This window comes from Sulfurimonas sediminis (genome assembly GCF_014905115.1).
Classification (GTDB): Bacteria; Campylobacterota; Campylobacteria; order Campylobacterales; family Sulfurimonadaceae; genus Sulfurimonas; species Sulfurimonas sediminis.
In genome coordinates this window covers 1,233,081-1,254,289 of the sequence record NZ_CP041235.1, presented here as the reverse complement: position 1 = coordinate 1,254,289, position 21,209 = coordinate 1,233,081, and the positions used below count along the sequence as shown (strand labels likewise).

25 protein-coding genes are annotated in these 21,209 nt (G+C 34.2%); 14 read left to right on the top strand and 11 right to left on the bottom strand.

Translation table 11 applies throughout. The features are described from left to right. Positions 1–2 precede the first annotated feature (2 nt). From FJR45_RS06805 to flgA, 6 genes are read right to left on the bottom strand one after another with little or no spacing between them, the layout of a single operon-like run. A complete protein-coding gene (locus FJR45_RS06805) occupies positions 3–1,736 on the bottom strand; it encodes an FMN-binding glutamate synthase family protein (RefSeq protein ID WP_193149822.1) in 1,734 nt (577 codons plus the stop codon). Continuing rightward, complete coding sequence (gene hisS / locus FJR45_RS06800) at positions 1,737–2,951, bottom strand: histidine--tRNA ligase (protein ID WP_193149820.1); 1,215 nt, start codon at positions 2,949–2,951, stop codon at positions 1,737–1,739. Between the two features lie 6 nt (positions 2,952–2,957). Further along, positions 2,958–3,551: a dTMP kinase gene (tmk, locus tag FJR45_RS06795; RefSeq protein ID WP_193149818.1), complete on the bottom strand. Its 594-nt coding sequence runs from the start codon at positions 3,549–3,551 to the stop codon at positions 2,958–2,960. Beyond that, the gene (gene coaD / locus FJR45_RS06790) at positions 3,551–4,033 is read right to left on the bottom strand and encodes a pantetheine-phosphate adenylyltransferase (RefSeq protein ID WP_193149817.1); all 483 of its coding nucleotides are present in this window, start codon (positions 4,031–4,033) and stop codon (positions 3,551–3,553) included. The genes tmk and coaD overlap by 1 nt, the downstream gene beginning before the upstream one ends. Beyond that, a complete protein-coding gene (locus tag FJR45_RS06785) occupies positions 4,020–4,562 on the bottom strand; it encodes a UbiX family flavin prenyltransferase (RefSeq protein WP_193149815.1) in 543 nt (180 codons plus the stop codon). The genes coaD and FJR45_RS06785 overlap by 14 nt, the downstream gene beginning before the upstream one ends. Continuing rightward, on the bottom strand, positions 4,559–5,434 hold the full coding sequence (gene flgA / locus FJR45_RS06780) for a flagellar basal body P-ring formation chaperone FlgA (RefSeq protein WP_193149813.1): 876 nt from the start codon (positions 5,432–5,434) through the stop codon (positions 4,559–4,561). The genes FJR45_RS06785 and flgA overlap by 4 nt, the downstream gene beginning before the upstream one ends. Before the next feature lie 246 nt (positions 5,435–5,680). Between flgA and FJR45_RS06775 the strand changes: the two genes are divergently transcribed. Further along, positions 5,681–6,988, top strand: a complete 1,308-nt coding sequence (locus FJR45_RS06775) for a tyrosine-type recombinase/integrase (protein ID WP_193149811.1) — start codon at positions 5,681–5,683, stop codon at positions 6,986–6,988. A gap of 8 nt (positions 6,989–6,996) precedes the next feature. Continuing rightward, positions 6,997–7,716: a hypothetical protein gene (locus FJR45_RS06770; RefSeq protein WP_193149809.1), complete on the top strand. Its 720-nt coding sequence runs from the start codon at positions 6,997–6,999 to the stop codon at positions 7,714–7,716. A 223-nt stretch (positions 7,717–7,939) separates the two neighbouring features. Here the strand turns inward: FJR45_RS06770 and FJR45_RS06765 are convergent, their stop codons facing one another. From FJR45_RS06765 to FJR45_RS06750, 4 genes are all read right to left on the bottom strand, one after another. Next, positions 7,940–8,146: a hypothetical protein gene (locus FJR45_RS06765; RefSeq protein ID WP_193149807.1), complete on the bottom strand. Its 207-nt coding sequence runs from the start codon at positions 8,144–8,146 to the stop codon at positions 7,940–7,942. Positions 8,147–8,484: 338 nt separating this feature from the next. Then, a complete protein-coding gene (locus FJR45_RS06760) occupies positions 8,485–9,789 on the bottom strand; it encodes a type IV secretion system DNA-binding domain-containing protein (protein WP_193149805.1) in 1,305 nt (434 codons plus the stop codon). A 33-nt stretch (positions 9,790–9,822) separates the two neighbouring features. After that, the gene (locus FJR45_RS06755; protein ID WP_193149803.1) at positions 9,823–10,278 is read right to left on the bottom strand and encodes a hypothetical protein; all 456 of its coding nucleotides are present in this window, start codon (positions 10,276–10,278) and stop codon (positions 9,823–9,825) included. Further along, complete coding sequence (locus tag FJR45_RS06750; protein WP_193149801.1) at positions 10,268–10,519, bottom strand: hypothetical protein; 252 nt, start codon at positions 10,517–10,519, stop codon at positions 10,268–10,270. The genes FJR45_RS06755 and FJR45_RS06750 overlap by 11 nt, the downstream gene beginning before the upstream one ends. A gap of 270 nt (positions 10,520–10,789) precedes the next feature. Between FJR45_RS06750 and FJR45_RS06745 the strand changes: the two genes are divergently transcribed. Genes FJR45_RS06745 through FJR45_RS06690 form a run of 12 tightly spaced genes read left to right on the top strand, consistent with a single transcriptional unit; the run spans position 10,790 to position 20,792 of the window. Beyond that, positions 10,790–11,206 (top strand): hypothetical protein, encoded by a 417-nt coding sequence (locus FJR45_RS06745; RefSeq protein WP_193149799.1) that lies wholly within the window; start codon positions 10,790–10,792, stop codon positions 11,204–11,206. Then, the gene (locus tag FJR45_RS06740) at positions 11,199–11,579 is read left to right on the top strand and encodes a hypothetical protein (protein ID WP_193149798.1); all 381 of its coding nucleotides are present in this window, start codon (positions 11,199–11,201) and stop codon (positions 11,577–11,579) included. Before FJR45_RS06745 ends, FJR45_RS06740 begins: the two co-directional genes overlap by 8 nt. A gap of 7 nt (positions 11,580–11,586) precedes the next feature. Then, the gene (locus FJR45_RS06735; protein WP_193149796.1) at positions 11,587–11,790 is read left to right on the top strand and encodes a hypothetical protein; all 204 of its coding nucleotides are present in this window, start codon (positions 11,587–11,589) and stop codon (positions 11,788–11,790) included. Between the two features lie 22 nt (positions 11,791–11,812). Then, positions 11,813–12,931, top strand: coding sequence for a hypothetical protein (locus FJR45_RS06730; RefSeq protein WP_193149794.1), 1,119 nt, complete (start codon positions 11,813–11,815; stop codon positions 12,929–12,931). A gap of 27 nt (positions 12,932–12,958) precedes the next feature. Next, positions 12,959–15,478 carry a type IA DNA topoisomerase gene (locus FJR45_RS06725; protein WP_193149792.1) on the top strand — a complete coding sequence of 840 codons (2,520 nt, stop codon included), beginning with the start codon at positions 12,959–12,961 and terminating at the stop codon, positions 15,476–15,478. A 15-nt stretch (positions 15,479–15,493) separates the two neighbouring features. Continuing rightward, the gene (locus FJR45_RS06720) at positions 15,494–15,826 is read left to right on the top strand and encodes a hypothetical protein (protein WP_193149790.1); all 333 of its coding nucleotides are present in this window, start codon (positions 15,494–15,496) and stop codon (positions 15,824–15,826) included. 1 nt (position 15,827) lies between these two features. Then, entirely contained in the window at positions 15,828–16,001 is a 174-nt protein-coding gene (locus tag FJR45_RS06715) for a hypothetical protein (protein ID WP_193149788.1), read from the top strand. After that, positions 15,988–17,082, top strand: a complete 1,095-nt coding sequence (locus FJR45_RS06710; RefSeq protein WP_193149787.1) for an ArdC-like ssDNA-binding domain-containing protein — start codon at positions 15,988–15,990, stop codon at positions 17,080–17,082. Before FJR45_RS06715 ends, FJR45_RS06710 begins: the two co-directional genes overlap by 14 nt. A 2-nt stretch (positions 17,083–17,084) precedes the next feature. Further along, complete coding sequence (locus FJR45_RS06705; RefSeq protein ID WP_193149785.1) at positions 17,085–18,665, top strand: hypothetical protein; 1,581 nt, start codon at positions 17,085–17,087, stop codon at positions 18,663–18,665. Between the two features lie 40 nt (positions 18,666–18,705). Continuing rightward, entirely contained in the window at positions 18,706–18,945 is a 240-nt protein-coding gene (locus tag FJR45_RS06700) for a hypothetical protein (protein ID WP_193149783.1), read from the top strand. Positions 18,946–18,956: 11 nt separating this feature from the next. Next, positions 18,957–20,060 carry a hypothetical protein gene (locus tag FJR45_RS06695; protein WP_193149782.1) on the top strand — a complete coding sequence of 368 codons (1,104 nt, stop codon included), beginning with the start codon at positions 18,957–18,959 and terminating at the stop codon, positions 20,058–20,060. Positions 20,061–20,069: 9 nt separating this feature from the next. Then, positions 20,070–20,792 carry a hypothetical protein gene (locus tag FJR45_RS06690; protein WP_193149780.1) on the top strand — a complete coding sequence of 241 codons (723 nt, stop codon included), beginning with the start codon at positions 20,070–20,072 and terminating at the stop codon, positions 20,790–20,792. Positions 20,793–20,800: 8 nt separating this feature from the next. Here the strand turns inward: FJR45_RS06690 and FJR45_RS06685 are convergent, their stop codons facing one another. Further along, positions 20,801–21,205 carry a hypothetical protein gene (locus FJR45_RS06685; protein ID WP_193149779.1) on the bottom strand — a complete coding sequence of 135 codons (405 nt, stop codon included), beginning with the start codon at positions 21,203–21,205 and terminating at the stop codon, positions 20,801–20,803. Between the last annotated feature and the right edge of the window lie 4 nt (positions 21,206–21,209).

The following is a 21,209-nucleotide window of genomic DNA, read 5'->3' as shown; positions in this document are numbered from 1 at the left end:
ATTTATCCTCGTATTTTAAATTTTTGCTGAAAATATTTGTCAATATCAAAATATATTTCACCACTTCTGTTTTTATAGGTAAGTAAGCTTTTGTTTAGCTCTTTAATGTTTTTAATGCCCATTACTGCCATGACAGTCTTCATGCTTTTAAGAAGATTTTTATGATAGTGTCCTATCTCCTTGCCTTTTTTTATTACAAGGTAGGAGGCTCTCTTTTTTGGATCCTGTGTTGCCATGCCGACCGGGCAGACATGTGTTCCAAAACCAGAACACATTTTTGCCCGGATACACCCGCCACTCATCATAAATGCGCGTGCAATGCCTATGGCATCAGCACCCATACACAAGGTGATGACAGCATCATCGGGTGTTAGAATTTTTCCACTGGCAATTATTTTGACATCTTCTCTTATGTTGTATTTTTTTAAAAGCATGTCCAGGATATAGAGTGAGTTGTTTGTTGTGAGACCTACTGATTCCATCAGCTCAAGCGGAGCAGTAGCACTGCCGCCCTCACCGCTGTCGACTGTGATGAAATCTGGTATAAACTCACCATAGCTTTTTCTTTTGGCAAGTTTCTGTACCAGTGTTTCTACAGAAGCTATGTCTGAAATGACTATTTTGAATCCAACCGGTTTTTCTGAGAGTCTTTGCAGTTTTTCAATAAAATTTAAAAGATCCTCTGTCGTATCTGCATAAGGGAACCTGTTGGGAGAAATGATGTCTTTTCCCTCTTCGACACCACGGTAGTAGGCTATGTCCGCTGTTACTTTTGAACCTGCAAGTTTTCCGCCTGTCTGTTTTGCTCCCTGGGCTATTTTAATTTCAGTCATTTTGCAAAACTTCATTATTTTTTTATATTTTTCTTTATCAAAATTACCGTTTTTGTCTCTGACACCATACAGACCCGAACTGATTTGAAAAATCATATCCGGCAGTTCTTTGGGAACTTCCTGCGGAAAATATTCTATGGCTGCTTCCCAGTTCACACGAAAAAGAAGATGGCTGGAGGTATCATAAATATAGGTATTTTGGGTTTTTTCATTCAGTAAAATATCTCTGTACCATTTCAGCGCTACTTTTTTATTAAAGAAAAAATCTCCGATTTTAAAAGCAAGTTCTGCAAAAGGGGTACTTTTGACAACTTCAAGATACTTTGAATTGTTCGGATCTACTTTAAGGGTAAACAGATGGTTGGAAGTAAGAGAGCCTTCTCCTGTGTTGATTGTAAGGCTGGAATCTCTTCCCGCTAAACTAAAGGCTCTTACTGCTTCTGGAGACAGGGCTCCATCACTCATAGCAGAACGGATAATCGGTGTTTGCGATACAAAAGGGTGTTTTCTGTTCTTTCCAAAAACCACCTGCATGTTTTGATCAACTTCATCATCGTTTAAAACACTTGTAGCATGTTTTAAGATAAATCTTGATCCTGAAAAAGGCTGGCTTACGGAAAATGACTGGTAGTTTGGTTTGTTCTTGGCTGCTGTATACACCCAGTCAACCTTGTCTTTGGAGTCATAAAAAGATTCTTCTGCAAAATATTGACGCAGTGGTTCACGGAGAGCCTCAAAAAAATAACGAAATCTTCCTATAATCGGGTAGTTTATAAGCAGAGCATGCTGTCTTTGCACATATCTGTCGTATATGTAAAGAGCAATGATTGCTATTATAATGAGTGCGGCAAAATATTCTACAAATTCATCTAAAAAGTGCCATAAACCATGAACCCATTCCATCTAGAAATCTTTGAGAAAAATTGTCTTTTCAGTTTTCTTTTCCAAATCTTTAACCCAAATTATTCCCTCACTCATTTCGTTTGTACCGATAACGCAGCAGTATTTTGCATTCATTTTATCGGCACCTTTGAGATGGTTTTTGAGGTTTTTTGCTTTGTACTCACAAACGGCTTTGTCTGTCGCTCTTTTTTTATGCGTTAGTGTGATTATTGTATCTACAGCTTCTTCATCCATAGCACCGAGATAATATCCTTCTCTTGATTCCTGTGGCATCTGTATAAGTTCCAACAGTCTTTCAATGCCCATCGCAAAACCTACAGCAGGAGTAGGGCGACCATCTAAAAATTCTACAAGTCTGTCATATCTTCCACCACCGGCAATAGCACTCTGACTGCCTATATTGTCACTGACAAATTCAAAAGCGGTTTTGGAGTAGTAGTCAAGTCCTCGTACAAGATTCGTATCTACTTCATAGCTGATGTCATTTGCATCAAGTATTTTTTTCAGTTTTTCAAAGTCATTATCACAGCTTTCGCATAGTGAATGTAAAAGTTTTGGAGCATTTTCGTATAAAGATTGACACTTTTCATTTTTACAGTCAAGAACACGGATGGGATTCGTACTTTTTCTTCGTTTACAGTCTTCACAAATTTCATCTTCAATACTTTCTATATAAGAGACAAGGGTGTCACGGTACTGAGGCATGCAGTTGTTGTCCCCAAGTGAATTAATTTGTAACCTATAGCCGATACCAAGTTCTTTGAGTATATCACTGACCATCATGATCATATTTGCATCTTCATACACACTCTCAATACCGAAACTTTCAACGCCAAACTGATGGAACTCTCTTAAGCGTCCTTTTTGTGGCCTTTCATAACGAAACATAGGACCATGATAAAAAAACCTGTGGATTCCGCCTGCTTTGTCTAATTTTTTTTGGATAAAAGCTCGCACAACACCAGCTGTTCCTTCAGGACGCAAACATACATCATTGTTTCCCTTATCAATAAACTGGTACATCTCTTTACCGACAATGTCACTACTCTCTCCGACACTGCGTTTAAAAAGCGCCGTCTCTTCTAACAGTGGTGTTTCTATATAGTGAAAACCATATCTTCTGGCAATGTTTTGTGCCACATCCAAAAAATAAGTAAATCGTTTTGATTCGTTTTCATCAAGTATATCATTCATACCTCTTAGTGATTTAATCATAATTCTTTATCCTTTTAGCATTGTTTCATTTTTAATATTATTTAATATTTCTTTTGTGATTTCATCTCTGTTTTTTGTGGCATCAATTTCAATCAATGGCACACCCAGAAGAAGACTTGCTTCTTTGATACTCTCTTGAATCTCTAACAAGTATTCACTGCCTCTAAGCTCAATACCATCAAGCTCTTTTTGCGAAAGTCTATGTTCGAGTTCCTGCTTTGTCAGACGCAGCAAATAGATTGTCTGAGGATATATTTTTTTTGTTGCGAAATCATTCAGACTGATCAAATCTTTTTTACTGATATTTCCCTGGGTGAGCGCATAGGCGACACCACTTACAGCACTTCTGTCTGAAATAATCATTTTGTGTAGGTTTGGTTCTATCACCTCTTTTATATGCTCAGCCCTGTCTGCAAGAAAAAGAAGAAACTCTGCTCTTTTGCTTTGTGTTTTTGCACTTAAAACAAGTTTGCGAATTTCTTGCCCTATGGTGGTTCCACCGGGTTCTTTTGTGATGACTGCGTCAGGAAAATGCTTTTTCAGTGCTTCTATTTGTGTACTTTTTCCAGCTGTATCAATACCCTCTATTGCAATATACATCAGCGCAGACTCCCAATGATCTGCTGTACTTCTTTTGGTAAAAGGTGCTCCGTTTTTCCGTTAAACTTCAAAAGGTTTCTAACAATAGAAGAACTAATAAAAGCATGCTTGAGTTTTGGCATCAAATAGACTGTTTCTATGTTTTCATCAAGAGAGTTATTGAGATAGCCGAGTTGCAACTCATACTCAAAGTCACTTACAGCACGAAGCCCTCGTATAAGCACCCTTGCATCATGCTCATGTGCCAGATCTATAGTAAGATTGTCAAAGCCTGCAACACGGACACCTTTGATATCTTTAACAGCTATTTCAACCATTTTTATTCTTTGTTCTAGAGGAAACATTGGGGTTTTATCTTTTGACTCTGCAACAGCTACAATAACTTCATCAAATAAATTTTTTGCACGTTCGATAATATCAAAATGCCCATTTGTTATGGGATCAAATGTTCCTGGGTATAAAGCGATGTTACGACTCTTCAATTTGCCACCTTTTATATAAACTGTTTTCAATGTTTAGCAAATCAAACCACTTGCCAATGAGAAAATTCTCCATTTCATCAAGTGTCTGCTGCTTTGAATAATATGCCATGACGGGCGGTGCAATAATAATGCCCAGACTCGCAAGTTTATGCATATTTTCTAAATTAATAGCCGAAAAAGGCATCTCTCTTGGTGCTAAAATAAGCTTTTTTTGCTCCTTAATAACAACTGCAGCACATCGTGTAATCAAGTTGTCCGAAATTCCACAGGCTATTTTTGCCAGCGTATTCATAGAACACGGTGCGATAATCATAGCATCAACCCCAAAAGAGCCGGATGCAACAGAGGCTGCAATGTTTTTATTGTTATGGGCAGTCACATTACTCATTTCATGTACAAGTACTTTTTCTGAGTTTTCTGTCATGATAAAATGTTTTTCAACAGATTCAGGAAGAAGTTGAATGATTTTCAGACCAAGATTCACACCACTGGCCCCACTGCTTGCAACTACTATTTTTCTTTTTTTCATTGTACCTCTGCTTTGTTCTTTCCGGTTATAACAACTCTTATTTTTTTCCCATTTCTCTTTATGACACTGACAGTGTCTCCAAGTCTTCCGTTTTGAAGTGCTTTTGCAGAAAAATAGATATGTATTGCATTGTTGTTAAAATTAACACTGACACTCGAGCCGCGTTTGACTAAAAACAAACCAACAACATCTCTTTTTGTTATAACATCATCTGCTTTGATGTTGTGCTTACTCTGGTAGTGCTTTACATGTAAACCCTGTAAGGGCATTGCTTTGAATTTATCTAGTATTATACTCTTTTTTTGTGTATTTACATTGGTGAGTTCATTATCTTTTTTGATGTTTTTTCTGGCAAACAAAATGGAAACAGTGGCTAAAATTTTATATTTAAAAAATATTTTTTTATTATTATCTGTTTTTATATATAAAATGCCCTTGTTGGACAAGTGTGCTTTTGTGTTAAAATGAACAGTGTAGCGTTTTGGAAGTTCTTCCATATAATGTGTGGGAAAGAGCGTTATTTCAGATATTTTTATATTTTTATATTTTTTTGTATAGTGTTTTTTTATACTGTTTTTTATAAATGTTGTATCGATAGGGCTTCTTTTTGTGAACTGTATGTAACTGTGTTTTGAAGTAAAATTGTCAAAACCGTTTTTGTGAAGTATTTTTAACAGTTCTTTTTTTTGTATGCGTTTTGAATGTCTGTTTTTATCTATATCAAAAAGTTTTCTATCATTTTCTTTATTTACAGATACAATATCTGAAAGCATAATAAAGTCATTTTTTATAAAATAATTGCTTTGAAGAGTGTTGGCAGCGAAAATAGTTGAAAAAGAGATGAGTAGAAGAATGATTTTTAGAAATAACATAAGTATCTCTCATTTTGAGAACTAACAACTGTAAAAAGTGGTACCAGAGAGGGGATTTGAACCCCTAAGCCGTGAGGCGGCGGATTTTGAATCCAGATACCATTTTAGTTATTGTGGTCATAATTGTACATGACTAAAGTAAACAAGGGCATGTCATACAAGCATATTAGGTATAGTTAGATATAATAAACACACCAAAATATAGTTAGTTGTGTACCAAGTTATGTACTTTTATGGAGTTGCGATATGTTCTTGAGGTTTGATCTTAAAAAAGTTAATACAAGCGGATTATACTATAAAAATGATGGGCAGATACCATCAAGTAAAATAAAAAACAATAAAATAATTAATTCAAATATAACTTTTACTAAGCCTTATAAAATACAAGTAAGAGCTAGTAAAATGATTAATGGTAAGATTTTACCAAAAAAGAAAACATTAGATTTTTCACCCTCAGAAACATTACTCAATGCTGTCAAAAAAGCAGCTAAAAAATATGAACAGATGATGGATAATTTATCTTCTTACAAAATAAATCAAGAAGAATTTTCAAAAACAATGTTATATAAAGATGTTTTTGAAAAATATATCCAGTATAAGATAGATCAATATAAACATAGAGACGATAAAGGGGAATTTGATTATAAAGAAAGAGAGAGTTTTCATAATAAATGGCTACAGTCTATTTTAAATAAGCCCATAGGAGAGATTGACGAGGAAGATATTCAAAATGCTGTTATAAATATTAAGAAGGCAGGAAGATCAGAAAGAACATCAAGAAAAGTATATCAATTTACTAATCCTGTGTTTAAGTATTTTAATATGAAAGCTAAAAAGTTTGGTAATGAAATATCATCTCCCGCTCTTCAAAGAGATCTGTCTCCATTAAATAATCAGAGAGGTTTAGATTTGGAGCTTGAAGAGATTAAACTCCTTTTTAAAAAATTAAAATCGTACAGGATTACACCTGCAAGAGAAATCTTTATGTTTTTGATGCATGGCAGAAGATTAAATGAAGTTTTAACCCTTGAGTGGCATGAGATTGATTTTAAAAATAATACATACTTAATTCCAAAAGAAAAAAACAAAGCAAATAAAGACATGACATATAAGCTTTCTCATAGACTTAAAGAGATGCTTGAGAGTATTGGTATTAAGGAGAATGGATATGTATTTACTCAAGAAAAAGACAAAAGTAAACCTTATAGTGCAAGTACTCTACATGATCACTGGAAGAAACTTAATACTTCAATAGTTAAGCATCAAATTAGAAATTGTATAGTTGTTTATTTAAAAAATAAGATGAGAATAACTGATAATGTAATTGCTGGAGCAATTTTAGGGCACAAGCAAAATAAAACTATAACGGATGCTGTTTATGGTCAATTATTCTATAAAGTTTTTGGTGATACTTTAGATGAAATGTTGGATGATATATTTGATGAAAAACCAGTTGCCAAGCAAAATGAGCAAGATAAATTAGAAGAATTAGAGAAATTATTTCCAAACAAATCAAAAGAGGAGTTGAAAAAAGTATTAGAAATACTTGGATAGATTATATAATGGAAAAAGTAAAAAGTTTTAAAGAGAAAAAATATTATTCTTCTAAAAGGAAAGAGGGAGAAAGATTATATTTTTCATTAGAAATAGAATATACTGTTGTTGATTATGCAAGTATGAATGAAAATCATCGAAATATAGATATTTCAATGATAATTAAATACTTATTTGTCGTGAACTCAAGTGGTAGGTGTGAAAGAAATAGCTTAAATAGACAAGGAAATTCTTGGAAAATAAGATCTTCTTTCGATAATGCTTGCACATTTGAAAATAGTATTATGATTCAACCTCAATACAGATCTTATGGAGTTGGAACAATAGCTATTAATCAGCTACTATTAATTGCTAAACAATATATTCCTGAATACTCGTTAAGTGGATTTCTTTCACCAGTAGATGCATATGAAGAGAACTTTAAGAGACGAGACAAGCTGTATAGAAATGTTGGTTTTAATATTAACGATGATAGCTTTTTTATTGATAAAATTGATAGCTTGAAAATTAAAAATGTCATTGATGGAATCGAAGAAGTTGATTTTACACACGAGTTGAGCAATATGTTTGAAGAGAAGTATAATTTAAAAAATACAATTACAGGTTTAGAAAAATCAAAAGAAAACTGCTGGAAAATAAATACTGAATTAGAGGATAAAACAAATAAGTTATGGAAGTATTTAATTGGCAGTTGGATAATTTTTATATTTAGTTTGTATATGAAATAAAATTTGGAGGATTTATAAAATGATATTTAATTTGATATTAGGTACATTTACACTCATTATCACAATTATTGCTATTGGCAAGTATAGATATGAAAATGGTTATTCAAAATATAGTCCATATAAGGGTAGATAGGTAGTTGTCTGGAGTAATCTGAATATTCACTATTCCCTAAGTACCCCTAAAATAGGAGTTATCTTGGTTATCAGTGTTATCTGATAGTTTTTATATATCTTTATGGTGTTTAGGGAGAGAGTTTTTATCTTTTTCTATCTGCAACAACTCTTCAAAATCAATCTCCAGTTTTTTACATGCAAATCCAAGTCTCATCAATTCCAGTTTATCTTTAGGGTACTGGCGTACTGCCTGTAGGCTAACTTTTAAGTGTTCTGCTAATTCACTATCTTTAAATATTTTATTCCATATTCTCATTATTATTCCAAAAAAACTTTTTATAAATATAGCATAAATATATTTAATTTAAGCATTTTATTATATAGATATAGTTATAATATATGTATATAAACTAAGGAGTACGAGATGTTAAACTTTTTATTTGGCGAAATGTTTGGAATGTTACTTACAAATCAGTTATTTTGGAAGGTAATGTTAGTTTGGGGTTTTGTGGCTTATGTAGCTCATCTTGGATAATTAAAAGGAGATGTGGGCTCCCATGAACTCTTTTTTTGGATTTGGAATTAATATTTGAAACTCTTTATTGAATTTCATTTTAGGGAGTCCACTTGTCCTTTTATACTACTCCCCTTAAACTAAAGGGAGCTTATATCATCCATAAAATCATCTGCTGAGACTCTGTTTTCACTTTCATTAGCTTCACTATCTTCATCATCAACACTTCTTTTTTGGATCTGTTCAATATTTGGTACAAACTTAGGATTTCTCTCTTCTCGCCCAATATATTGTAATTTTGCTTTTGTGATGTCAGGAGCAATAGATTTGATATAAAACTCAAGATTTTCGAGTCTTTGAATATCAGATGCCAGTACAAGTGGTTTTGTCTTTTTCTGCTTAGAGTGGCTACCACCATCACGCATATCATGTGGCCCCCAAGTTCTTGACTCTGAATACTCCAGGACTTCTTGTTTTCCCAGAATATTTTCAAGCTCATTTGCATCGGTCGTTCTAAAAATAAAGAGCGTGTTTGAAGTATCTAAAATAGTGTACATTCCCTCTTTTCCATATACTTCTGAAAGTTGTTTAAGTGTTTGAATAGAATAGATAACACGACCACCTTTTGAACGAGCAAGTGTCATAAGATCTATAACTTTGCTTACTTTTTTAAGCTTTGGAAGTTCATCAAGCCAAAAAAAGAGTTCACGCTTGCCTGTAGTATCATCTGGCATCGACAATAGCTCACTTGCAACAATCTCTACTGCAACACGATAAAGTGGCAATAGTGAAGTTAAAACACTCTCTTCACCAAGTAAAAAGATACTTCTTTTATCTTTCTCTGATTTTGTCCACTCTTTAAAGGAAAAATCGCCATCAATTTTTGAAAGTGCTTCAAGTGTAACTCCTATATGTGCAAGCATTGTACCAAGTACACTTTTAGCTTGTTTATCTAGCTCTTCCTCTTTGCCAAGGTGCATCTCCATATATGAGCATGCCTCTTTATCATTTCTTACGATATGTAAAATCAAATCAGGTGAAGTAACCACATCCCACAAGCTGGCATTATCTACACCCTCTTCTTTGGAGAGGTAGATAAAAATACCTTTGAGTACACTTCGTGCCGCATTATCAAAGTAAGAGTCCGTTGTCTTTGGATTATCTGGTATAAGAGCAGCTACAATATTGTCAATATCTAAGTATGTCTTTATATCATTAAAGATATTCCATCCAATAGTACGCTTATCATATGGACAAAAGATGAGATCATCCTCTTTTTTGCGTGTTGCCGTATAATCACCTTTAACATCAATGAGAATTTTTTTTGAGTCCTCAAAGTTATCAAAAAGTTGCATCAAACCTTGTGTTTTTCCTGCACCTGTAGTGCCGATATATCCTATATGTTGCTTTGTAGCATTTTTTGGAAATTGTAATGTTGTTTTCATAGTTATCCTTTTTTTGGTTTTTAGGGAGAGAGTTTAGAACTCTCTGTCACATTTTTCTTCAACGATTTGTATTTTTATCATCTCATCATCTGCTGTATCTGCAAATTGATGATTAAACTCATCAATACATACAAACTTTGCACCTCTTACATACTCATCACTGAGGATGCGTTTATTTTCCTCAAGTGCATAGTTATAGATTTTTCTTCCAAAGACAAGTTGCATTACATAAGTAAGTGCAATTCCAACTGCGAAATAGACTAAAAAAGAACCATCAATCCAGTTGAAATTTTGCACTGCGATGCGTTGCATAATCAACTCTCTGTATGTCATATATTTTAGAGTAAAATATGCTATCATTGAGAGGATTAAAGGTGAGCCTATAATTAAAGCATAAAGTAGATATGCCTTGTACTCCATTTTAAGGTTTGTTGTTATATTTTCTGATGCACGAAATATCCAATCATCATGCAAAGCTTTACGAGACATAATCACTCTCCTTAATACTTTTCTCTCTTGTATCTGATTTTGATTTCAAATCTTGAGCTTTTTTAGAGACTCCAGATGCCTCAACAATATCTGCGATTAACTTACTTTTTGTAATACCAAGTGTGGTACAAATTATGGTTAAATTATCACACAAATTTGCATCCAACTTAATACTCACATTACATCTCTTTGTAGATGTCTTTGTCATGTACTTCTTGAGTACATTATCTATAATTGCCATAGCAATAACTCCTTATATTTTGGTTTCATATATATTCATAATTTCACCAAAAAATCTCAGAACGACTTTTCTCCTAAGAACCAAAGAGCGGAGTGCGAAGCACGACGAAGAGCAGATAAAAAAGCGAACTTTTTTATCTTGCAAGTCAGCCACATAGTATGGGGCGGGTCAAATCTTGCAGATTTGGGGATAGATGCATATTATCACCTCTCTTTTTTTATATTACACCTTTTTATGAATATAGATAAATAGGTGTTTAGGAGGTAATAGATGGCACATATCAATATTTTAGTGGATGATAGTATCCATTTTGCAATAGAAGAGCTTGCAAGGATCAACAAAACAACAAAAAGTGAAGTGATACGAGATGCACTTACAAAGTATATCAATGGGATGTTTAGCGATCATCTCTCAGCTATGGATAAACGGCTTGAAAATATAGAAAACTTACTTACAAAAGAGTTGCATAGATACAACTCACTATTGGCAAAAAATACACTCTATACCATTGCGGCACGAGAACAGATTACTATATTCCATGGTGTAAATATTGGAAACAAAGAAGATGCTATTAAAGCAAAAAATATTGCTTGGAGAAATAGTGTTGCACTATTGCAAAAGCATTACACAGATGAAAAAATAGATCAAAATATTACTCCTCAAAAAGAGGAGAGAAAGGATGATTGAAAAAACGCAGCGATCAACTAATATCGCAAAAACTTTGGAGTATCTTGAAAAAGGAAATGGCAAAGCAGATGATATGCAAATCAGGCATTTATATAATGCAGAGGGTAAAAAAATAGACAACAAAACAGCTTACAAAATGACTAAGATGTTTGAAGCAAACGATGTAAGAATTTATAATCCTCAAACCGATAATTTAACAGAAGAAGAGATGCATAAAATGGCACAAGATATTGTAGATGCCAGAAGTAAACAAGCAGGAGAAAAAACTAGACTATTTAGTTGCAATCCATCAAAACGAAGATGGAACAAACAAACATATACACATAGTTTATATGGGTTCAAAAAAAGCAATTCAAAAAGGTGCAAAAGGTAAAAAATGGATGAATACATTAGATGCCATTGAACTCAAATATACCAAAGATGAGAAAGAGAAAGAGGCAGTCATTGAACAAAACAAAAAACGCACAAAGTCAATAGATGAAAAATACAAAAAAGGAAACTACACAGGTACTCAAAAAGCAGATGAGTTTATTTTAAAACATGTAAATAAAAAGACAGGTAACTTTGGGTGGAAGCGTTTTTGAGCATGATCTCAGAAAAAGCAAAATGAGTAAAAAAAATAAAGATTATTGGAGAAAAAGAGTTGAGGGAAGATTAAAGTCTCTTGCAGCAAAAGGTATAGCAACTCCTTTGGGCAACAACAACTATATTATTGATTTAGAAAAATATGAGGAGCTTAGAAATTCCATTATAGAAAATGCAACAAAGTCTGTAGATTTACAAGAGAAAAAAAGTGAACTCTACCAAGATCTCAAAGGGATTAGAGAGCAAAAAAACAAACTCTATCAGGAGAATAAAAAGATTTTTAACAATAAAACGATATTTGATGACAAGCTACAAAAAACGATAAAAATACAATCAAATTTTACAGAGCTGGAGAGACTAAAAAGAATAGAACAAAAAACAAAAGTTGAGATTATCGACTCCACACTTTTGCAACATGGTGAGCTTGATCCAGATAAGGCGATGGCAAAAGCATTAAAGCAAGAGTATATCCCTCTTAGTGCTATTAAAGCAAATATTACTTTACAGGTTGCACGACTTGAACAACTTAAATCTAAAGGCTTAGTAAAAAAAGAGGGAAGCAGTTATAAATTAGTAGTAAGTCGTGAAGAGTTTTTAAAATATAAAGACTCATTTGAGGGTACAAAACATCTTGACAAATTAGTAGATCAGTCTATGCCAAGTAAAACCATAAAAGGCATAAGTGGATACTCAAAAGAGGTGGATAAATGGATGAATAAGTGGGCAAAAATAAGTGATTATACTCCTGAGAAATTTTTAAAGCCCTACAGTATAGCATCAAGGTTTGCAAAAGATATTAAAAAAACATATCGTGCATTTCGTCCACGAACAACAGAGGAGAAATTTATAGCATTTGGCTTATCACTTGCATTTGCTACCACAAAATTTACACTCAAATTATCAGCCCAAATCGCATGGAAAACTCTAAAGACAACTTCTAAAGCAATCTACAATACTCAAAAAGATCTAAAAACTATTCGCCAAAATCAAAGAGTTATTAGACAACTCAATAAAACAGCTTCACTTAGAAGAACTGCACACATTCTAAAAGCTCAAGAGAAAAAAATTGAGAGAAATTATGAATATAAGATGAAGCCACAAAACAAAACAAAGGAGGTCGAAAATGACAGATCAAAATAAGGCTCAAACTTTAAAGGAGAAACAGCTATGAAAACTTTAATATTAACCGAAAAAAGAGAGGCTGCATCTGATATGGCAGCAACACTTGGTGATGCAACTTTAGGTTCAGATGCACAAAAGCTTGCAGATTTAGGGAAAAGACAAGGATATATCGAGGGAGACAAATATATCTTTACCTGGGCGGCAGGACATCTTTTTTCTCAAATAAAACCAAAAGAGATCAATCCAAGTTATGGACTCTATCAAAAACTTCAAACTCCAGATGAGTATAAAATGGAGAATATGAGAGATGAAATCAGATCTATCCCTACTTCAGACAGCTATAAAGAGCGTCAAAGAGAGATAATTAAAGAGCAGCTTAGTAGAGATGATCTCAAAGAGATTATTATCGCCACTGATGCAGATGGCGAGGGGGAAGCAATCGGAAGGGATATGATTTTTAAAATCAATCCTGATATATCAGTATCCATAAAAAGGTTATGGAACACAGGATCTTTTAAAGCAAAAGACTCTATTCAAAAAGCTATGCGAGAGTTAAAAGCATACGATGATGATAAGTTTCAAAGGTTGTATGCATCTCAACAAGCCCGTTCAATCGCTGATTATATTACAGGGATGAAAATTACAAAAACGCTTACAGATAACTATAATAAGCCATTTTATACTGGAAGAGTCAAATCAGTTATTATCTCTTTAATTGGAAACAGAGAAAATGAGATAAAAAACTTTCAACCAAAAGAGTTTTGGCAAGTAAAGGGTATTAAGGGAGAGCTTGAACTTTCACATTTTTACTATCAAGATGTGGATGATTTTGATAAAGATGGAAATCCTATCGTGAAGCAGGAGAAGCAAAGAAACTACTATAAAAAAGAGCAAGTTGATAAAATTATTGAAGATATGAAAGAGACAACTTGTATCGTTGAGAAGATGCAAACATCAACTTCATCCACAAAAAACAGACCTTTACCGCTTAGTGGTTCAGATTTTGCAAGTGAGATGATGGGAAAATATAAAATCTCTTACGGAGAGTGTAATGAAATTTTAGATTATCTTAGGCAAGAAGGATTTACAACTTATCCAGGTACAAATGGTAGATACTTTGCACTTGCAGATAAAGAAGAGGTAGCCGATGCACTTCAAACAGCATCTGCATATTTTCAAATTAAGACAGAGTTTAGCGACAAAACATATCTGTTTAACGACAAAAAAGCTGCTAAACAAAATCACACCCCCTTATCACTTACCGCAAAAATTCCAACAGAGACAGATATTCAGACTTGGGAAAAACAAAAACTTCCAAAGATTAAAGAGGCATATGAGCTTATTGCAAAGCGTATTGCAGTAGCATTTTTGCCAGATGATGAGATAGAGAAACAAGAGCTAATTGTCTCTTCAAAGGTAGGAGAGCACAAGTTTGATTTAACGGGACAAAAAGCACTCAAACAAGGGTGGCGAAGTTTTATCGATATGGAAATCAAAGATACTACTTTTCAGAGTGATACACCGCTTAATGAGGGCGATACTATTATGCTTGACAAGGTGGATCTCAAAACATCCAAAACAAAATGTCCGCAACCTTACAATACAAAAACACTTCTTGATACACTGCTTAATGTTACAAGAGTCGTGGATAAGCTCATTGCAGAGAGTGATGATCCAGATTACATTAAAGAGATGAAGCAGGTAAAAAAACAACTCAAAAATGCTGAGGGTATAGGTACAGACAGAACACGGGAACAAATTATTAAGGATCTCATTGAGAACAAAATGATAGCAACTTCTGGTGAAGATGAGCAGATGAAACTGCTTGAGTCTGGTTGGGAACTTTACAAAGTATTACCGACACAACTTAAAAGTGTTGTATTAACCGCAAACTGGGAGAATAGTTTTGAAGCGATACGCAGAGGTGAGCTTGAGCTTGAAGATGCCCTTGATGATATTGACAGAGTTATTATGGATGAGATGATACCTCAAATTTTTAATGAACTCGGAAAAGAGGTTGCAGTAAATGAGAAAAAAGTTTCAATGAGGCAAGAGATAGCTATACAATGTCCGCTATGTGATGCAACTATGATAGAGACAGATAAAACTTTTAAGTGTAGCGATAATCAGTTCAAAGATAACAAACAATCAGGATGTATATTCTCTATCTTTAAAGATCAAAGCAAATTTTTTGGAAGAGTTTTAAATGCTGATGACCTTGAAAAGCTGTTTGCATCTACAAAAGAAACACCTCTAAAAGAGGAGATGCATGGCATCTTTTTAGATAAAGAGAGTAAATACTTTATCAGTGTTGTTTTTGATAATGAGGTGCAGCAAGAAGGTAGTGATGAGTTGGTAGAGACTGCAAAAACATATAAAAAAAGTGGTCGCTTTGTATTTAAAGAGTTTAGAGGCAAAAAGCTCACAAAAAATCAAGCAGAAAAACTACTTGATGGGAAAGAGATAAAGCTTACTAGAAAAAGTAAAGCTGGTAAGGATTACAAAGTAATTTGCACTTTGCAAGATAACGGAAGCATAAAAGCTGAATTTGAAAAAGAGAAATAAAACGAGGAGTACAAAATGTCAGAAAAAACACAACAAACAGAGTGGAAACCAGAGCAAAATCAACAACAAGCTACACAATCTCAAGAGTGGCAACCAACACAAGAGCCGCAGCAGTGGGATAAATCCACAGATGAGATAGAAAAAATTGTGCAAAATGCTAAAAATACCATCGCCAAAGATAAGCAGAACAAAGTGAAGTCTATGGAAAAAGCGAAGCAAAAAATGCAGCGAAAAGGTATTAAAGCAAAACTCAAAGAGATAAAACAAGATGCTAAAAACAGAAAATCAAAATCTCAAGCAAAAATCAAAGATGTAAAACGGGAAAAAGAGCAAGACAGAGGGAGATGAGATGCAAAGAGTTGAAGCGATTATAAAAATGAAAGGTGCAGATGTAGATGCTGTACCTATTGAAGTGGAGAGTGAGTTGATATTTGCATGGGATATTAACTTGAATTTAGATGAGTTTAGCGATAAGCAGATAGAGCAGTTTTATGATGCAGAGGTGGATCATGAACAAGAGTAAACAGCCAAACAAAGCAGATGAATTAAGCAACAAAATCAATGAAAAATTTGAACTCTTAGCCAAAAATCTTGACTCAAAACAGACAGAGAAGGAGATTAAAAACTATTTGCAATTTGCAGGAAAATTTCACAACTATTCCCTAAGAAACCAGATGCTCATAGCTGATGAAGCGATGAGTAGAGGTACAAATGTGGAACATGTGGCATCGTTTAAGACCTGGAATGAACTCAAAAACAGCGATGGTAAAAAAGTTAGTGTTAAAAAGGGAGAGAAAGGCTACTCTATCTTAGTGCCAGTAAGTTATACAAAATATGAATTGGACGAGAATAGAAAATACAAGCTTGATACAGAGGGTAAAAAAATCCCAAAACGAGATGAGAGAGGAAATATAGAAAAAGGTTTAAAATTTAAAGCTGGAACTGTATTTGATGTTAATCAAACCACTGCAAAAGAGATAGGAGCATATAAAACGCTTGACTATCGAGCAAAAGTTGCAGTTGATGAGTCGTTATTTCAAAAACTAAGCGATGAGATAAGTCAAAAATTCAATGTTAATGTCTCACATGAGCCAACTGGAAATTCCTCTAAGGGATATTACAGCTATGATGAGAATAAAATTGTAGTAGATCCATCATACTCAACAAGCGAAAAAATATCAACTCTTTTTCATGAGTTAGGACACCATCAAATACACGGCAAACAGTTTAAAGATGGCACTCTTAACTATGACAACCTTCATAAAGATAGAGGTGCAAGAGAGGGGGAAGCAGAAGCATTTAGCTATATCCTCTCCAGTATGAGTGGTATTGAAAACAAAAGTGAACTCTACATTAAAACCTGGGGCAATGATGCCAAAAATTTAAAAGAGCGTTTTTCTCTTATTACCAGTGCTGCTAAAGAGGCTATACAAAAGCTTGATCTTCAAAAGATACTCTCAAAAGAGCAGCAAAAAGTAACAGCAAAAGAGGCGACAAAACCAAAGGAGAAGTTAAAGCAAGAGTTACAAAAAATCAAGCAGGACAAAACAGCACAAAAAGCAGCTCAAAGAACAAAACAAAATACAGTAGAGATGGAGAGGTAGATATGAAAGTAGCAGCACTTTTAATAGTAGCATTATCCACAATGCTACTTGCAAACTCCGTTGGTATTGATGAGTCTAAACATAAAACAAAAGATAAATCACACCAAAAAAGCCAGGACACAACTACAACCGATGAAAAATCAAAAACCATCTCAAAAGAGCGTGGGTATGAAACTTCTCAAGGAAGTGAAAAGTCCAAATCAAAAGAGAAAGAGCAAACACTATCCAAAGAGACCTCTCAAAGCAAATCCTACTCAAAAAGCATTAAACGAGTGATAGATATGCAAGCAACAGTGATGATGCCAGAGGTGGATTATTTGATAGAGAAGTTTATAGACCACCATATGCAAGACCCACGAACTTTTTTGGAGTGGCTTGTAATCAAAGAAGTTGATTTACCAGACTCATTTGTGGCAATGGAGAGGCAAGAGCAGATGATGCAAAAGCTCAACTCTTACTCATATATGGATACCTATACGAACCAACAAATAGGAAATAATCTCTCAAGAAATGGAGCAATAGACAATGGTACAAGGATGGGGTACAAGCACCAGGCATATGGAATGAGTGTTTTGTTGATGAAGAAATTTAGCAAAAAGTACAACAAGCTTTTTAATGAGTTCTTTAGCATCTATGGACTCCCAAAAGCGGATGTAATGGTACGAAGCAATGATATACCGCAATATCTTATCTCTTTGGAGTTTTACAAGAGTAGATTTTATGCTGATGTTAGCGGAGCATGGCGAGGAAATTTTGTTTTTACAATCAAAAACTTTTTTGAAAACGATTTAAAATTCTTCTCTAAAAACTACATCATCCATGCCCAACCGCAAGAGGGAAAATTTTTACTGATGAAAAAATCACAGCCTATCATTGAGATCTCAACACTTAGAGAACTACACTATTACGGAGACTTGATTTTTATGCGTGATTTTGGTGGTGAAATGTCGAGTAAAAATGTAGCAGTAGTTGATAGAGTGTTAGATGCAGACGGAATTAAGCTATCAAGAACAAATCAACACAACAAGTTTGATGATTACTTCAAAAAGCTCATAAAACTTTATATCGAAGCATTTAGCAATATAAATATTGACAACAAAAACAGCAGCTACTCACTTGAAGAGTTGCAGTTTAGAGTACGGGAGTACCTTTACAAAAAGTTTCATAAAAAAGATGACTTTTTAGAGAGATACTTAGAAGATCCAAGCGATTTTTGGAGACCAAGAAAAAAAGATCTACTTCTTTTGCCAAGAGTAAAAACTACCTATAACGATGTGATTTTCTCTAAAAATGAGGGGATAATGCTCAATCAAAAAATCTCATTTCAAATTGAGTCCTCAGATAGTGTTCAAGAAAGTTTTAACCGCTCTATGAGAGAGGCACAAAGCAAAAAGTTTGTGGAGAGCGTAAAAAGAGCTATCAATCAGTTTCAAAGGGAAAACAAGCAAGATATGGCACGCTTAGCGATGCAACTTGCCAACAAAATAGTACACAACAAAAATTACTCTATCAAACAAGACCAAATCGCAAAAGCAAGTACCTCTACAGATATTTTAAAAAACATGCTTGATGTTGTGAAGTAGATTATGAATATAGATGAGATTAAAACACAAGGAGTCAAACATGTCAAAAGTTGGTGATTTTATAGATGAGCCTATCATTATCGAGGATGAAGCGATAGTAAATCGGTTTGCTACCACTTCAAGCCAGTTGCAACACTTTACAGAGCAGTACCAAGATGCACAGTTGGCAGCAGATGCAAATATCAGTGCAGCGGAGTTTTGCACACAGGTAGTTGAGTGTATGCGTGAGCTTAATGCTGCACTTTGTGATTTTGCGAAGTATCATAAAATTCAGATTTAAGGAGAGTAGTTATGAGAGTAAAAAGTATAATCGGTATTGCAGTTTTAGCTGTTTTTATGAGCGGATGTCTTCCTAAACCACCAGAGTCAATCTCTCCAAAACCATATAAAAGAGTAGTACAAAAAGGGGAAATGTCTAAGTATAAAAATATGGACTTTGAAGCATTTATGCACTCACTCCCGCTTAGCTACAGTGATGAGTATATCCGCAAGATTATCCTTGACTGTAGTTCTATAGTGCCAACACATAAAAATATATGTTATAGCCGTTCTTTAGAAGTCATAAGTGATTTTTACGAGCAGATACGAAGAGAGTTTGATAGATACTGCATCGCCAAAGGTGGCTGGCTTGATGATAAGATGGACGATAAAGCTTTAAAATATGCCTATAAAACAGGTATGAGCTATGCTCAAGAGTGTAAGATGCATGATGGTGAGCCATTTTTTGGATATTACGGCAACAATAAAGGGATGGCAATACTTACTCCTGCATATTTTCAGCTTCCATTTGATGTCTATAAAGAGGATCGCTATATCGACTTTGCAAAACACTTTCAAATGGGTGTGTTTGATGTTGGTAATGCCTACAAGCTAAGCACTGATGCAAAACAGTTTGAGATGCTGCGAACATACAGTGCGTATGAAGATGAGAGTGAAACACATTCATTTGATAATTTTGTAAAGCTATTTGTAGATAAGGTACTCTTCCCGTATCACGAAGATATTATCAAATACAACCCAGATTATGAAGATGATCCAATCTATGTAAAAATGGAGCAGTTGCAAAAAGAAGCAACACAAATCGTAAAAAGAGATCTCAAATTTGCATATAAGATGATGGATTTTGAGCAAAAAGTTTACAGCGAAGATGGCAAAAGTTATCGAAGTGTAGCTTTTGGATATATCTATACCGATTTTTTCTCTACACCACTGCTTATGCCTACAAAAGCAATAATGCCAGATAAAAAACATTTCTATATCTTCAAGTCTCAAGCATGGAAAAAAATCTTTAAAGATATTGTCAAAGACAATAAACATCTGATACTTGAGTATAAAGAGCTTATCAAAAAAGTGGGTAAAACACCTCAGTTTGAAACAGAATACTTTGATTATTAGGAGATGAAAATGCGAAGCAATTTAATACCTGCAATGGTTACAATACTTGCAATGATTTTGTTTAGCGGATGTGTTGCATCATCCCCTAAAACACCACAAGAGCTACACTCATACAGTGTGGTTGAGTTTTTTGATGATATAGGTTTAGATGAGGATAAAGATAAGGGCTATTTTGTGCATCATGCCACAAAATCCACAAAGCTTGATGCTACTGGAGAGTGGACACGAGAGTATAAAAAGCATTTTAAAACACAGTTTCAAAACTACTGCGTCTCTCAAGGTGGTAAAGTGATGGATAGCGATGCTTTTATTACAAAATTATACCCTATAACTAAACACTCTACAAAAGCCAGAGTACTTGTATCTTCTAAGCTGGGGCAGTTTATCAAAGGTTATAAATTTGCATCAAAGCTTTGTGTAGTGGATGATAGAGCTATTTTTGGATACAATTTTTCTCTTAAACACAAAGACTATACAGGCAAAGGGGTAATAAGGGAGCAGATAGACAAAGATGCACTGTCAGTCTCTCCTGTTCTGCAATATGCCTATAACAATATGCAAAAAAACAGCTGGTACAACATTGACACTTATGCAGTTGCTATCAACAAATCAGACTGGATAGAGGCAAATATGTTTGTAATATCGGCTTTGAGCCATTTTCAAGCTGAAAGAAAAGCTACTCCTTCAAAAAAAGAGTATCCTCAGTCTAAGAGCGGGTTTAGGAGGTTTTGAGGTAGATATTACTGCCTCATTTTGTAGTAAAAAACAGTATCACCAATAGCACAATTAACTTTCCATCCATTCCTTTTTGCATCTTTTTTCAACCAAGTTTTTGGCTTTGTAAATAAATTACTCTTACAGGCTCCGATGTAATTTGGAAATTGAGAAGACTCCAAGCATTGCATAGCATAAAAAGAATTTGCTACTTTTTTAAAGGTAATATAAAAAGAGTGAACATTTACTGCAACCCAACCATCTCGTATAAGTTCATTTACATTAACAACCTTATTTGTTTCTTTACATTTAACATATTCAAAGAATGCAGGTGTTGTTGAAACTTCACAGTTCATCGTATCAGCTATTTCAGCACTCAATAAAATAGCATTACAAAGTATAAAAGTAAAAATTATTTTTTTGTGTATCATAGTC

Excerpts from the sequence above, each read along its gene's own strand:
- FJR45_RS06720 (WP_193149790.1), top strand. The coding sequence starts at position 15,494 with ATGTCAGAAAAAACACAACAAACAGAGTGGAAACCAGAGCAAAATCAA.
- FJR45_RS06715 (WP_193149788.1), top strand. The coding sequence starts at position 15,828 with ATGCAAAGAGTTGAAGCGATTATAAAAATGAAAGGTGCAGATGTAGAT.
- FJR45_RS06685 (WP_193149779.1), bottom strand. The coding sequence starts at position 21,205 with ATGATACACAAAAAAATAATTTTTACTTTTATACTTTGTAATGCTATT.
- FJR45_RS06745 (WP_193149799.1), top strand. The coding sequence starts at position 10,790 with ATGGCACATATCAATATTTTAGTGGATGATAGTATCCATTTTGCAATA.
- FJR45_RS06695 (WP_193149782.1), top strand. The coding sequence starts at position 18,957 with ATGAGAGTAAAAAGTATAATCGGTATTGCAGTTTTAGCTGTTTTTATG.
- FJR45_RS06730 (WP_193149794.1), top strand. The coding sequence starts at position 11,813 with ATGAGTAAAAAAAATAAAGATTATTGGAGAAAAAGAGTTGAGGGAAGA.
- FJR45_RS06760 (WP_193149805.1), bottom strand. The coding sequence starts at position 9,789 with ATGAAAACAACATTACAATTTCCAAAAAATGCTACAAAGCAACATATA.
- FJR45_RS06725 (WP_193149792.1), top strand. The coding sequence starts at position 12,959 with ATGAAAACTTTAATATTAACCGAAAAAAGAGAGGCTGCATCTGATATG.
- FJR45_RS06750 (WP_193149801.1), bottom strand. The coding sequence starts at position 10,519 with ATGGCAATTATAGATAATGTACTCAAGAAGTACATGACAAAGACATCT.
- FJR45_RS06775 (WP_193149811.1), top strand. The coding sequence starts at position 5,681 with ATGTTCTTGAGGTTTGATCTTAAAAAAGTTAATACAAGCGGATTATAC.
- FJR45_RS06690 (WP_193149780.1), top strand. The coding sequence starts at position 20,070 with ATGCGAAGCAATTTAATACCTGCAATGGTTACAATACTTGCAATGATT.
- FJR45_RS06740 (WP_193149798.1), top strand. The coding sequence starts at position 11,199 with ATGATTGAAAAAACGCAGCGATCAACTAATATCGCAAAAACTTTGGAG.
- flgA (WP_193149813.1), bottom strand. The coding sequence starts at position 5,434 with ATGTTATTTCTAAAAATCATTCTTCTACTCATCTCTTTTTCAACTATT.
- FJR45_RS06710 (WP_193149787.1), top strand. The coding sequence starts at position 15,988 with ATGAACAAGAGTAAACAGCCAAACAAAGCAGATGAATTAAGCAACAAA.
- FJR45_RS06785 (WP_193149815.1), bottom strand. The coding sequence starts at position 4,562 with ATGAAAAAAAGAAAAATAGTAGTTGCAAGCAGTGGGGCCAGTGGTGTG.
- FJR45_RS06735 (WP_193149796.1), top strand. The coding sequence starts at position 11,587 with ATGAATACATTAGATGCCATTGAACTCAAATATACCAAAGATGAGAAA.
- FJR45_RS06755 (WP_193149803.1), bottom strand. The coding sequence starts at position 10,278 with ATGTCTCGTAAAGCTTTGCATGATGATTGGATATTTCGTGCATCAGAA.
- FJR45_RS06765 (WP_193149807.1), bottom strand. The coding sequence starts at position 8,146 with ATGAGAATATGGAATAAAATATTTAAAGATAGTGAATTAGCAGAACAC.
- FJR45_RS06770 (WP_193149809.1), top strand. The coding sequence starts at position 6,997 with ATGGAAAAAGTAAAAAGTTTTAAAGAGAAAAAATATTATTCTTCTAAA.
- FJR45_RS06705 (WP_193149785.1), top strand. The coding sequence starts at position 17,085 with ATGAAAGTAGCAGCACTTTTAATAGTAGCATTATCCACAATGCTACTT.
- hisS (WP_193149820.1), bottom strand. The coding sequence starts at position 2,951 with ATGATTAAATCACTAAGAGGTATGAATGATATACTTGATGAAAACGAA.
- tmk (WP_193149818.1), bottom strand. The coding sequence starts at position 3,551 with ATGTATATTGCAATAGAGGGTATTGATACAGCTGGAAAAAGTACACAA.
- FJR45_RS06805 (WP_193149822.1), bottom strand. The coding sequence starts at position 1,736 with ATGGAATGGGTTCATGGTTTATGGCACTTTTTAGATGAATTTGTAGAA.
- FJR45_RS06700 (WP_193149783.1), top strand. The coding sequence starts at position 18,706 with ATGTCAAAAGTTGGTGATTTTATAGATGAGCCTATCATTATCGAGGAT.